The organism is Hymenobacter sp. ISL-91 (assembly GCF_018613725.1).
Taxonomy (GTDB): domain Bacteria; phylum Bacteroidota; class Bacteroidia; order Cytophagales; family Hymenobacteraceae; genus Hymenobacter.
Map to the genome: position 1 here is coordinate 83,680 of NZ_JAGGPS010000009.1, position 13,123 is coordinate 96,802.

Below are 13,123 nucleotides of genomic sequence, written 5' to 3' on the forward strand. Positions count from 1 at the left end.
TCCGGCTAAAACGCTACCTTAAAGCGGATTAAACGCCCTTCTACTGCCTGCACCTGCCAACCTCTCGCTCATCCTCCCCATGCAACACGATAAAATTGTAGTCGGCCTCGATATCGGTACCACCAAAATATGTGCTTTGGTTGGCCGCAAAAATGAATTCGGTAAGCTCGAAATTCTAGGCCTTGGCAAGGCCGTGTCCGAAGGCGTGGTGCGGGGAATTGTGTCGAATATCGACAAAACGGTAGACGCCATCAAGAAAGCCATCAAGCAGGCTGAGGAGCAGTCGGGCATCAACATTGGCGTGGTGAATGTGGGCATTGCGGGCCAGCACATCAAGAGCCTGCAGCACAACGGCAGCATCACCCGCGCCTCGGCCGAAACCGAAATAACCCAAGCCGATGTGGAGCGCCTCACCAGCGACATGTACCGCCTCGTAACGCCGCCCGGCTCCCAGATCATCCACGTAATGCCCCAGGACTACAAGGTGGACTACGAGGAAGGCATTCTGGACCCCGTAGGCATGTCGGGCGTGCGCTTGGAGGGCAACTTCCATATTATCACGGCGCAGAGCACCGCCATCAACAACGTGTACAAGTGTGTTACGAAGGCCGGTCTGGAAATTGATAACCTGATTCTGGAGCCGCTGGCATCGAGCATGTCGGTGCTAAGCGACGAGGAGAAGGAAGCCGGCGTGGCGCTGGTCGATATTGGCGGTGGCACGACCGATCTGGCCATTTTCAAGGACGGCATCATCCGCCACGCGGCGGTGCTGCCTTTCGGCGGCAATATTATCACCACCGACATCAAGCAGGGCTGCCAGGTAATGCAGAACCAGGCCGAGCAGCTCAAGGTGAAGTTCGGCAAGGCTATTGCCGAGGAGGCCTCGGAGTATGAAATCGTGAGCATTCCGGGTCTGCGCGACCGGGCTCCCAAAGAAATCAGCCTGAAAAACCTAGCCTACATCATCGAGGCCCGGATGGAGGAAATCGTGGAGCTGGTGTACGCCGAAATCCAGCGCCTGGGCTTCCAGGACAAGCTGGCAGCCGGCATTGTAATGACCGGCGGCGGCTCGCAGCTCCAGAATCTGGTGCAGCTGGCCGAGTACGTTACCGGTCTCGACACGCGTATCGGCTACCCCAACGAGCATTTAGGCAAAAGCAAGATTGAAGCGGTAAAGTCGCCCATGTATGCCACCACGGTTGGCCTGGTGCTGGCTGGATACCGCTCGCTCGACGACCGCCTGGCCCAGCGTGGCTATGAGGAGCCCGAGCAGGAGCAAAACTACTACGTGCCTACGCCCGAGGCGCGCCCCGTAGCAACGGCACATACACCAGCTACTCCGGCCGCACCAGCCGCCGAAAAGGCGGCTAAAAAGCCGGGTGCTGGTGATTTTTTCCAACGAATCATTAATCGTACAAAAGACCTGTTGATTAATGATTTCGATGACAAACAATATTAATGTCAATTGAAAATTAAGAGTTAGAAATCAGGAATTGCGGCTCTGTTCAGACTGCCAATTCTTGATTTTTAATTTTTGACTTTTAATTCCTAATTGACCCTACGCATGAATTATACCTTCGACATTCAGCCACAATCGACCTCCATCATCAAAGTGATTGGTGTGGGCGGCGGTGGCTCCAATGCGGTCAAACACATGTATGCCCAGGGCATAAAAGACGTGGAGTTTGTGATCTGCAATACCGATAAGCAAGCCCTGGCATCGTCGCCCGTACCCAACCGCATGCAAATCGGCATCGACCTGACCGAGGGGTTGGGGGCAGGGGCAAACCCCGAGCGGGGCAAGCAGGCCGCTATCGAGAGCCGCGAGCAGATTCGGGAGCTACTGAGCCAAGGCACCCGCATGGTGTTCATTACGGCGGGTATGGGTGGCGGAACCGGCACCGGTGCGGCGCCCGTAATTGCCAAAGTGGCCAAGGAGCTGGGCATTCTCACCGTAGGCATCGTAACGGCGCCGTTTCTGTTTGAAGGCCGCAAAAAGCGTCAGCAGGCCGAGCAGGGTATCAAGGAGCTGAGCGAAGACTGCGACACCGTGCTGGTAATTCTCAACGACAAGATCCGCGAGATGTACGGCAACCTGCCCTTGAGCGCAGCCTTTGCCAAAGCCGATACCGTGCTGACGACGGCCGCCAAGTCGATTGCCGAGATTATTACGGTGACTTCGGACGTGAACGTGGACTTTGAAGACGTGAAAACAGTGATGAAGGACTCGGGTGCAGCCGTAATGGGCAGCAGCGTAACGGAGGGCGAAAACCGCGCCGCCAGGGCCGCCGAGGAGGCCCTGGCTTCGCCACTGCTCAATAACACCGACATCCACGGCGCCCAGCGCATCCTACTGAGCATCATGTCGGGCGACCAGGCTGAGCTGGAGATGGACGAGCTGACCGAAATCACAGAGTATATCCAGGAAAAGGCTGGGCAGAACGCTGAGGTGATTTTCGGCCACGGCATCGATCCTTCGCTGGGCCAGAGCATCCGCGTAACGGTAATTGCCACCGGCTTCGCCCGCGACGCCCACAACATTACGGCCGTAGTACCCCGCGACGATGCGCGCGCCATGCCCTCGTCCTCTGCTGCCGAAACCACTGAAGCCGCTGCCGAAACCCCGGTACCGGCCGCTGCTCCGGTGGTGCCCACTTTCGGGAGTCCAGCGCCCGTCGAGCCGCCGGTAGTGGTGCGTGACCTTGATACTTCGCCCCCGCAACACAGCGCTGCGCCGGTATCGGCCCCTTCTATGCCCGCTCCCGAGCCACAGCTGCAGTATCAGTATCCGCCGCAGCCGCCTGTGGGTACCATGCAGAAAAGCGTAACCCGGCCCTCCCTGGAGGCCCGGGCCGAAGAACGCCGCCAGCGCCTGCAGGCCCTGAGTAACGGTCTGACCAACGACGCGCTGAAAGATCAGCTGGAAACCCCGGCCTACCTGCGTCGTCAGGTGAAGCTGGAAAACGTGGTGCCTTCTTCGGAGCAGAACGTGAGCCGCTTCAACCTCTCCGACGATAACGAGCTGCTGGGCGACAACCGCTTCCTGCACGATAACGTGGATTAATCAGAATTTCTATCAGCCATAACGCAACAGGCCGCCCCGAAAACTCGGGGCGGCCTGTTGCGTTATGGCTGGTCTTTATCGTAGCGAATCAGAGTGCATGAAATAGGTTGAGTCGCCTGGAAATTTACCCGGGTGCATCATTTCGCGTTCGGGGGCAAGCTGGGTGCTTTTGCCCCGTCGGGGTGTAAGCGTACAGGAACTCAGCAGAGCTATAGCTACACCAGCAAGCAATAGGGTATGTTTCATTGGCAGAAAAACTGTTGAACGAAGCAGCCCTTACGCAGGCAACAGATGTTCGGTTATTTACTGCTCAGCCAACGAAACCGTTTCTGCCGTATTGTTTCCCGCCTTTGCCCGCTTACATCTTACGGCAGAAATGCCTAAAATCTGAGTAGGTGCGTTATCTGTTCGCGCAGTAATACCTGATAAAAGGGTTCCGTCAGTTCACCGTCATCGGTCAGATGTTTGTCGATGAAAGGGAGGCGTACGCGCTGGGGAAGAACGGCCGTGCCCAGGTACATAAGTATATCGGTGAGGTGGTTAAGAGCCAGCAAGCCGCCCTGCCCGCCGCTACTTAGCCCCACCAACGCTGCCTTTTTGTTGCTTAGCGCCGAGGGGTAAGGCAGACCATCGATAAAAGCCTTTAATACACCTGGAAACGAGCAATTATACTCAGGAACGATAAATACTAACTTGTCGGCGGCACTGGCCTGCTCAGCCAAACGGTTGAAACCATCGTGGCTGCCGACGTTGGCATAAAGGGCCGAAAACGTGAAATCGGCGGGCAGCTCCAGCAAGTCTAGGATAGAGGCCTCAACTCCTTGATCGGTCAGCAGGCGGGCGTACAGATCGGCTAAGCGGCGGGCGCGGGAATCGGGGCGGTTGGTGCCAACAACAATTGTGAGCATTCGGGTAGATAGAAAGAAGGCGAAAGGCAAATCTACCTGCCGAGGGCAGGTAGAAAAAAAGGCGAAACGGGAGCCCGCTTCGCCTTTTCAGGGAGTCCTGACAAAATAACCGTCGAACCTTATGCCAGGTTATTGGAAGTGGCTTTAGCTGACAGGAATTCCTGGTTAAGCGTGGCAATATTCTCCAGCGAAATACCCACCGGGCATTCGGCGGCGCAGGAGCCGATGTTGGTGCAGGCACCAAAACCTTCCTTATCCATCTGGGCCACCATGTTTTCAACGCGGGTTTTGCGCTCGATGTGTCCTTGGGGGAGCAGAGCCAGCTGGCTTACCTTAGCCGACACAAACAGCATGGCCGAAGCGTTTTTGCAGGCCGCCACGCAGGCACCGCACCCGATGCAGGTAGCTGCCTCGAAAGCACGGTCGGCAATATTCTTCGGAATCGGAATCTCGTTGGCATCGGGGGTACCGCCGGTATTGATGCTCACGTAGCCACCGGCCTGAATGATACGGTCGAAGGCTGAGCGGTCAACGCTCAGGTCTTTATTGATGGGGAATGCGGCAGCGCGCCAAGGCTCGATAGTGATAGTGTCGCCATCGGAGAACTTGCGCATGTGCAGCTGGCAGGTAGTGGTGCCCTGCTCGGGACCGTGTGCCCGGCCATTGATGAACAGGTTGCACGAGCCACAGATGCCCTCACGGCAATCGTGGTCGAAAGCCACCGGCTCCTGGCCCTGGCGGAGCAGGTCTTCGTTGAGCACGTCGAGCATTTCGAGAAACGACATGTCGGGCGAGATGTCCTTTACCTTGTAATCGACGATGCCACCCTCGCTGACACGATTTTTCTGCCGCCACACCTTCAGGGTGAGGTTCATTGGTTTGGCGTTGGGGTTACTTCCGGCCATTGGTTTGTTGGCTATTAGCAGTTAGCTGATAGCTGTTAGCTTATTGGGCTGAAAGGACTGTTGGCACGGAGCTAACAGCTAACAGCCAAAGGCTAACAGCTGAAAAATTTACTTGTAGCTGCGCTGGGTGAGCTTCACGTTTTCGAATGTCAACTCCTCCTTGTTCAGCTTTTCGGGCTGGTTGTCGCCCATATACTCCCAGGCGGCAACATACGCGTAATCATCGTCATTACGCAATGCTTCACCTTCAGGGGTCTGGTATTCCTCGCGGAAGTGACCACCGCAGCTTTCGTTGCGGTCCAAGGCATCATCCACCATCAACTCACCCAACTCCAGGAAGTCGGCCACACGGCCGGCCTTTTCCAGGGCCTGGTTCATTTCATTTTCGGTACCAGCCAGCTTCAGGTCGCTCCAGAATTCCTGGCGCAGCTTGGCAATTTCCTGCTTGGCATACCGCAGGCCTTCGGCGTTGCGCGACATGCCGCAGTACTCCCACATCAGGTGGCCGAGCTTCTTGTGGAAGTCGTCGGGCGTGCGGGTACCGTTGATGCTCATCAGCTGCTGCATCCGCGACTGTACGGCGGCTGTAGCCTCGGCAAAAGCGGGGTCCTCGGTTGTTACCGGCTTAGGCGGCGTCGAAGCCAAGTAGTCGCCAATCGTGTACGGAATCACGAAGTAGCCGTCGGCCAGGCCCTGCATGAGGGCCGAGGCGCCGAGGCGGTTGGCCCCGTGGTCGGAGAAGTTACACTCGCCGGTGGCGTAAAGGCCCTTCACCGTAGTCTGCAGGTTGTAATCAACCCAGAGGCCACCCATGGTGTAGTGAACCGCCGGGTAGATGCGCATGGGCCGCTCGTAAGGGTTTTCGCCAGTGATTTTGGCGTACATGTCGAACAGGTTACCGTACTTCTGGCTCACTGCTTCGGCCGAAGTACGCTTGATAACGTCGGCAAAATCGAGGTATACGGCTAAGCCGGTGCTACCCACGCCACGACCTTCGTCGCACATCATTTTAGCGTTGCGCGAGGCCACGTCGCGGGGCACCAGGTTACCGAAAGCCGGGTACTTGCGCTCCAGGAAGTAGTCACGGTCGGCCTCCGAAATATCATTGACACTAATTTCGCCCTTGCGCAGGCGCTCAGCCGTTTCCTTGGTTGCCGGCACCCACACCCGGCCGTCGTTACGCAACGACTCCGACATGAGCGTCAGCTTCGACTGGTAGTCGCCCGATACGGGGATGCAGGTAGGGTGAATCTGAGTGAAGCAGGGGTTGGCGAAGTATGCACCCTTTTTGTGGGCCCGCCATGCGGCGGTGGCGTTGCAATACATGGCGTTGGTGCTCAGGAAGAACACGTTGCCATAGCCGCCGGTGGCCAGTACCACGGCGTGGGCCGCGTGTTGCTCAATCTCGCCGGTGAGCAGGTTGCGGGTGATAATACCACGAGCTTGTCCGTCTACCGTCACTAGGTCCAGCATTTCGGAGCGGGTGTACAGCTTCACTTTGCCATAGGCCACCTGCCGCGACAAAGCCGAGTAGGCACCTAGCAGCAACTGCTGGCCAGTCTGGCCGCGGGCGTAGAACGTGCGGCTTACCTGCGCCCCACCGAACGAGCGGTTAGCCAAAAGACCTCCGTACTCGCGGGCGAAGGGTACCCCCTGCGCCACGCACTGGTCGATGATGTTGACCGATACCTGGGCCAGGCGGTACACGTTGGCCTCGCGGGAACGGTAGTCGCCACCTTTCACGGTGTCGTAGAACAGCCGGTACACCGAGTCACCGTCGTTCTGGTAGTTTTTGGCGGCATTGATGCCGCCCTGAGCGGCAATCGAGTGCGCCCGCCGAGGCGAATCGTGGAAGGTAAACGCCTTTACGTTGTAGCCGAGTTCGGCCAGCGAGGCAGCGGCCGACGCACCGGCCAGACCAGTACCTACCACAATGATGTCGTACTTCCGTTTGTTGGACGGGTTAACGAGCTTGACGTTGAACTTATGCTTTTCCCACTTCTCGGCTATCGGGCCTTCGGGAAGTTTGGAATCAAGTACCATAAAGGGTAGAGTTAGAGAGTGGGAAATTAGCGCAGGACGTCCGGCTCCTCGGTTAATGACTGCTCAACCTTCTGGTTTGTAGCCTGACGGGGCTGGTACTGATCATCGAAGAACATAACCACCGGTACGAGAGCGAACAGAACCGAAATTACTACCGAGAAAACGTAGCCTGTGTAGTACACGGCGGGCGTATACTTGGGGTGTTTGAGGCCGAGGGTCTGGAAGCCGCTGCGGAAGCCGTGCCAGAGGTGATAACCAAGAGCAATCTGGGCAACGGCGTACAGGGCCACGTACCACGGAATTTTGAAGGAAGCGGCGGCAACTGAGTACAGGTCGCCTACCGGATGGTCGAGGTTGGGCACCTTTACCATTGCCAAGCCGCCAAAGGCGTCGAAGCGGGAGCGTACCCAGAAGTTCATCAGGTGGATGATGAGGAAAATGAGCAACAGCGTACCCAGCAGGGCCATATTGCGCGAAGACCACTGCGAGTTCTGCTCAGAATGGTTGACCACGTAGCCTTGGGCACCGCGGGCTTTCTTGTTTTTCCAGGCCAGGGCCAAACCCTGGTAGATATGAATGGCAAAGCCCAGCATGAGCACAATTTCCATAAACCGGATGATGGGGTTGGTGCCCATGAATTCGGCCCAGAAATTGAAGCTGGCCCCACCATCGTGGCGCAGCAGCTGCAGGTTGATTAGCAGGTGAACCACCAGAAACGAGCACAGGAACAGGCCCGTGGTAGCCATAACAATCTTACGGCCGATGCTGCTGGTGAGGGTGTTTGAAATCCAACTCATAGAGAGCTACTAAGTAGGGTGGGGAAGTCGATTATAACGGTCAAAGTTAGGTGCCCGGCTAGTAGGAAACAATCTGAATAAGGGTGTGCGCCCAGCCGGAATCAAACCAATGATAACTCCGTTAGTATCTTGCTTCGGTCTAACAACCTCCGTCGCCCGACTTTTGTTAGGTTTCCGCCGGGTTTTTCCGGACCTTACTACCTGCGGTTTCTCTACCCGCTTAGTTACCCGATTCTATGCGTATCGCTCTACCTATCCGTCCGTTGCAGCGTTGGCTGGCAGTGCTGTTTCTGCTCTTGGCCTTCCTGACAGCTGCCCCAGCGGCTCAGGCCACTCACCTGGCCGCCGGCGACATTCAGGCGCGCACAGACCCCAATAACCCCCGGCGCATATTTTTCACCCTCTCGCTATATGTGAGTGTGGGGCCCGATAAGGCGGAGGAGCGTTCGGTTATCATCTTTTTCGGCGACGGTACTGCGCAGGAAGATATTCCGATTGTGTCGCAGACCCGCGTGGCACCGGAGTACAACCTAAACGTGTACAAGTTCGAGCATACCTATAACTCTACCGGTGCTTATACGGTAGGCTACGCCAGCGTAAACCGGCCAGTTGGGGTCCTCAATATGGCTAATTCGGTTAATGAAAGCTTTTATATCTCGACTACCGTTCTTATCAACGCATTCATCCAAAATACGTCGCCTCAGTTGTTGGCCCCGGCTATTGATAAGGGTAGCGTAGGCCAGGTATTTCTGCACAACCCCGCCGCTTTTGATGCCGAGGGCGACTCGCTGGCGTACGAGCTGAAGCCCAGCCAGCGTGCTGGCGACCCGCGTGTTGCGCTTGCTACCGGCAACCGGCTCAACCCCGTACCGACCACCAACTTTACTTTCCCCAACAACCTGCCCGGCGTTGATGCCCGCCAGGTGGCCTATAGCGGGCCGCCCGTTGGGGTGCCCGGCGACAGGGCCATCTTTACTATCGACGCCTTTACTGGTCAGGTAGTGTGGAATGCGCCGGCCCAGGTGGGCACGTATAACGTGGCCTTTGTAGTGAAGGAGTACCGGCGCACGCCCGGCCGGCCCACGCAGCCCACGCTGCTGAGCGAAACCATTCGCGACATGCAGATTATCGTGCGGGCGCCTAATAACCTGCGCCCCCAGATTAATGTACCGCCCGATGTATGCGTGGTAGCCAATACCCCGGTGCCCGGCGGCATTATAACCGCCACCGACCCCGACGGCAACCCAGTGCTGCTGGAAGCCTTTACCGGCCTGTTGCCCATGCCGGCCTCTTTCCAACAGAGCACCAAAGGGCCGCCCGTGGCCCGGGCCCTGTTCCAATGGACACCAAATTGCTCCTTCATCCGCCGCCAGCCCTATCAGGTGCTGTTTAAGGCCACCGACGAGCCCGGCGCGAATAAAACTCCTTTGATCGACCAGCGCGTCTGGAACATCACAGTAGTGGGGCCAGCCCCGCAGAACCTGCAGGCCACGCCGCAGGGCAACAATATGCGCCTCGACTGGGACAGCTACAGCTGCCAGAACCCAGGGGCGCAGATTCTGATTTTCCGCCGCGAAAACTGCTTTGCCTTCACGCCCACTACCTGCGAAACCGGGCTGCCCGCCGGCTCGGGCTACGTGCAAATTGGTAGTGTGGGCGTGGGTTCCCGGACCTTCCTCGACGACAATGGTGGCGCCGGCCTGACCCGGGGCAAAACCTATTCGTACCGCATTTATGTGCGGTTTGCCCAGCCCGGTGGGGGCGAAAGCCTGGCTTCCAACGAGGCCTGCGTGAAGGTGGAGGGCCGCTCGCCCCGCCTCACCAATGTAACCGTAGACCGCACCGATGTAGCGACGGGCCAGATTACCGTGCGCTGGAACCAGCCGGCTCCGCTGTCCAAGTTTGCCGAGCCCCGCGGCTACCGCCTCTACCGCGCTACCGGCCTCAACCCCGCCGCGGCCGATTTCCGCAAGGTGTACACCACCACCAACCTGCTCGATACCGCCTTTGTCAACACCGGACTCAACACGGAAGCCAACGCCTACACGTACCGGCTCGATTTCTTCAGCAACTCGGCCTTAGCGGCCGACTCGGTGGAGCGCACCCAGCCGGCGTCGAGCGTGCGGCTGACGGCTACGCCCAACCCGCTGGCCAGTACCATAGGGGTTAGCTGGGTGTACAATGTGCCCTGGGACAACAGCAAGCGGCCCAGCACCGTGTATCGGCGCGAGCCGGGCGGTACGTTCCGGCCCGTGGGCAAAGCTACCAGCACCGCTACCGGGGGCTCTTTCGTGGATGATGGCCGGGTGCTGCCGCTGGTGAAAAACCGCACGTACTGCTACTACGTGAAGACCAACGGCACTTACGACATTGCCCTGCCCGACTCGCTCATCAACTTCAGCCAGGAGCAGTGCGTGCCGTTGCGGGCCGTGCCCTGCACACCCGTCCTCACGCTCAAGCCCACCAACTGCGACAGTCTGGCCAGCCGCCTGTTCGATTTGCCGACCACGCCTACTACGGGCATGCGCTTTACCAACTCGCTGAGTTGGACGCTAAGCAACCTGCCCACCGCAGATTGCAGCCGCGACATCGTGCAGTACATCATCTACTTCGCGCCTACAGCGGGCGACGAGCTAACCGAACTGGCCCGTGTGCCCGGCACCCAGACGACGTATGAGCACACCGATTTGGCTTCGGCCCAGGGCTGCTACGCCATTCAGGCCGTCGACGCAAACGGGGCCGTGAGTGCACTGAGCAACAAGGAATGCAAGGACAACTGCCTGCTGTTCCTGTTGCCTAACATCTTCACACCCAACGGCGACTCGAAAAACGACACGTTCCGGCCCAAGGTGTTCAGCCCAATCGAGCGCACCTCGGTCAAGATCTACAACCGCTGGGGCACCAAAGTGTACGAGGGCAACCAAGACCCCCTTATCAACTGGAACGGGGGCGGCACGGGCGAAGGCAACTCCAACGGCAAGGTGTCGGATGGCATGTACTTCTACCAGGCCGAAGTAACGTTCAAAGATGCCAACCGCACTACCCGCACTTTCAAAGGCTGGGTGCAGATCAACCGCTAGCCGGCTTCTGAGCTGTCGGCGCTTAGCTGCTGGCTGTTCGCTTTTTCCAGTTGATGGCCGTTCGAATTGATAGCCGGGCTTCCTTAGTAGGGAGCCTGGCTTTTTTGTGCCGACGCGGTGCGGCCCGCAACGAGTAGCGCGGTCGATTTTTGCGGGCCGGCATTTTTATGCAGCTTGCGGCCGTAATTTTTCCGCCCGCCCCGGCGACGCTTCCAGCCGGAAACCGTTGCGGGGCTTATTCTGACCACATGAAAGCAGTTATCTTCCCCGGCCAGGGCAGCCAGTTCAGTGGCATGGGCCGCGAGCTGTACGAGCAGCAGGCCGAAGCCAAGCGCCTGATGGACCAGGCCAACGAAATCCTGGGTTTTTCGCTTACCGACGCCATGTTTGCGGGTTCTGATGAGGAACTGCGCCGCACTGATGTGACGCAGCCGGCCATTTTCCTGCACTCGGTGGCGCTGGCTGCCGTACTGCCCGATTTCCGGCCCGATATGGTGGCCGGCCACTCGCTGGGCGAGTTTTCGGCGCTGGTAGCCGCCAAAGTGCTGCGCTTTGAAGATGCCCTGCAGCTGGTAGCCCAGCGGGCCCGCGCCATGCAGGCCGCCTGCCAGGAGCAGCCCGGCACCATGGCCGCCATTCTGGCCCTCGACGACGACACGACGGCCCGCATCTGCCAGGAAATAACGGCAGGCGGCAACATTGTGGTAGCTGCCAACTACAACTGCCCCGGCCAGCTGGTGGTGTCGGGCTCACAGCGCGGCATCGAACTGGCCTGCGAGCAGCTGAAGGCCGCCGGGGCCAAGCGCGCCCTGCCGCTGCCCGTGGGCGGGGCCTTCCACTCGCCGCTGATGCAGTCGGCCGAGGCGGCGCTGGCCGAAGCCATTGCCAAAACGAGCTTCGCAGCCGGTATCTGCCCCGTGTACCAGAACGTGGACGCCGCCCCACACACCGACCCCGACGAAATCCGCGAAAACCTCGTGCGCCAGCTCACGGCCCCCGTCCGCTGGACCCAGAGCGTGCAGCGCATGGTGCAGGACGGTGCCACCGAGTTCGTAGAGTGCGGCCCCGGCAAAGTGCTCCAAGGCTTGGTGAAGAAAATTGCGCCCGAGGTTTCGGCGCAGTCGGCAACCGTGGCGTAGCGGGTTCCCGCAGAGGGGCGCAGAGGTAAACCGCGGAGGTCCGCAGAGTTGTTCTTGAACGACTCTGCGGACCTCCGCGGTTTACCTCTGCGCCCCTCTGCGGGAAATTAAAGCCGCGTCACAGCCAGCGTATCGGAACACTCGGCCAGCAGCTCGGCTACCGTGCAACCGAGGCTCGGATGCACTATAGTAGCTGCAATTTCGGCCAGGGGCAACAGGGCAAAGCGGCGCTCCGGCAGGCGCGGGTGGGGCAGCTGTAGCGCAGGCGTATCGAGCACTAGGTCGTCGTAGAGTAATATATCTACATCAAGCGTGCGGGAGCCCCACCGCACTAGCCGCTGCCGGCCCGCGCGCTGCTCGGCGGCCAGGCAGGCGGCCAGCAGCTGGGCAGGGGAGAGGCTGGTTTGCACTTCCAGGGCCTGGTTCAGGAAGGCCGGCTGTTCGGTCAGGCCCCAGGCGGCTGTTTCGTAGAGGCCCGAGGCCGCCGTTACCGAGCCGGCCATGCGGCCCAGCTCGGCCACGGCGGCCTGCAGCGTGGCGGCGCGGTTGCCAAGGTTGGAGCCCAGCAGCAGGTAAGCAGTCGGCATAAGCTCAGGTAGAAGGCGGGGAAACATAAAAGTGCCGGTACACCAGCCACGCCACCAGCCAGAGGCCTGCCAGAAGCAGGAACAGGATGGAAACTGCACCTTCCGAGGTGCGTGCCACCGTTGCCGAAAGCAACAGCCCGCCTATAAACATAGCCGTGGCCGCAAAGCCCGGCCGCTCAAAAAAGTCGAGCCCGCGGTAGAAGCCCAGGTACAGCAGGGCGATGGTGAAGATTTGCGGGAGGTTGTATATCTGTCCGTCGCCCACGCCGTCCAGGAAGTTGCCGGGCAGCGCCAGTGTCAGGAGCAGCAGCAGAAACAGGGGAATGCGGGAGATGGAAAAGAGTTTGGACTGAACCAGAAGGTCAGTTTTGCTGGTGTTGCCTACGGCCATTTCGCCGGGACTCTGCCAGCTAAAGCGGGCCCGAAAAACCTGATAGATAATACACGCAAGCAACACAGCCGCCACGATACCCACCCCGACTTCGGCCGAAACAGGGCCCTGCCAGAAGGTATAAAGCGTTGCTGCCACGCCCCCGACAGCCGCGCCAAAGTAAAAGTTAACGGCCAACATGAGCAGGCCGGTCAGAAGCTTTCTCATGC

Annotated in this window: 10 protein-coding genes; 4 read left to right on the forward strand and 6 right to left on the reverse strand. The window is 59.0% G+C overall.

All coding sequences use genetic code 11. The annotated features are described in order from the left end of the window. The first annotated feature begins 79 nt into the window (after positions 1-79). Both ftsA and ftsZ read left to right on the forward strand, forming a co-directional pair. Entirely contained in the window at positions 80-1,459 is a 1,380-nt protein-coding gene (ftsA, locus tag J7E24_RS04965; RefSeq protein WP_215135751.1) for a cell division protein FtsA, read from the forward strand. Between the two features lie 105 nt (positions 1,460-1,564). Further along, on the forward strand, positions 1,565-3,064 hold the full coding sequence (gene ftsZ / locus J7E24_RS04970) for a cell division protein FtsZ (RefSeq protein WP_215135753.1): 1,500 nt from the start codon (positions 1,565-1,567) through the stop codon (positions 3,062-3,064). A 380-nt stretch (positions 3,065-3,444) separates the two neighbouring features. On the opposite strand, the gene J7E24_RS04975 is transcribed toward ftsZ, so the two are convergent. The 4 genes from J7E24_RS04975 to J7E24_RS04990 all read right to left on the reverse strand — a co-directional run bounded on the left by J7E24_RS04975 (position 3,445) and on the right by J7E24_RS04990 (position 7,717). Then, positions 3,445-3,972, reverse strand: a complete 528-nt coding sequence (locus tag J7E24_RS04975) for an NADPH-dependent FMN reductase (protein ID WP_215135755.1) — start codon at positions 3,970-3,972, stop codon at positions 3,445-3,447. Positions 3,973-4,091: 119 nt separating this feature from the next. Then, entirely contained in the window at positions 4,092-4,847 is a 756-nt protein-coding gene (locus tag J7E24_RS04980) for a succinate dehydrogenase/fumarate reductase iron-sulfur subunit (protein ID WP_215135757.1), read from the reverse strand. Positions 4,848-4,985: 138 nt separating this feature from the next. Next, positions 4,986-6,920, reverse strand: a complete 1,935-nt coding sequence (locus J7E24_RS04985) for a fumarate reductase/succinate dehydrogenase flavoprotein subunit (RefSeq protein ID WP_215135759.1) — start codon at positions 6,918-6,920, stop codon at positions 4,986-4,988. Positions 6,921-6,946: 26 nt separating this feature from the next. Continuing rightward, positions 6,947-7,717, reverse strand: a complete 771-nt coding sequence (locus tag J7E24_RS04990) for a succinate dehydrogenase cytochrome b subunit (RefSeq protein WP_215135761.1) — start codon at positions 7,715-7,717, stop codon at positions 6,947-6,949. Between the two features lie 236 nt (positions 7,718-7,953). Between J7E24_RS04990 and J7E24_RS04995 the strand changes: the two genes are divergently transcribed. Next, the gene (locus J7E24_RS04995; protein WP_215135763.1) at positions 7,954-10,797 is read left to right on the forward strand and encodes a gliding motility-associated C-terminal domain-containing protein; all 2,844 of its coding nucleotides are present in this window, start codon (positions 7,954-7,956) and stop codon (positions 10,795-10,797) included. 248 nt (positions 10,798-11,045) lie between these two features. After that, positions 11,046-11,936, forward strand: coding sequence for an ACP S-malonyltransferase (gene fabD / locus J7E24_RS05000; protein WP_215135765.1), 891 nt, complete (start codon positions 11,046-11,048; stop codon positions 11,934-11,936). 107 nt (positions 11,937-12,043) lie between these two features. On the opposite strand, the gene folK is transcribed toward fabD, so the two are convergent. Both folK and J7E24_RS05010 read right to left on the reverse strand, forming a co-directional pair. Further along, positions 12,044-12,523 (reverse strand): 2-amino-4-hydroxy-6-hydroxymethyldihydropteridine diphosphokinase, encoded by a 480-nt coding sequence (gene folK, locus J7E24_RS05005; protein ID WP_215135767.1) that lies wholly within the window; start codon positions 12,521-12,523, stop codon positions 12,044-12,046. A gap of 4 nt (positions 12,524-12,527) precedes the next feature. After that, positions 12,528-13,121 (reverse strand): hypothetical protein, encoded by a 594-nt coding sequence (locus J7E24_RS05010; RefSeq protein ID WP_215135769.1) that lies wholly within the window; start codon positions 13,119-13,121, stop codon positions 12,528-12,530. Positions 13,122-13,123 lie beyond the last annotated feature (2 nt).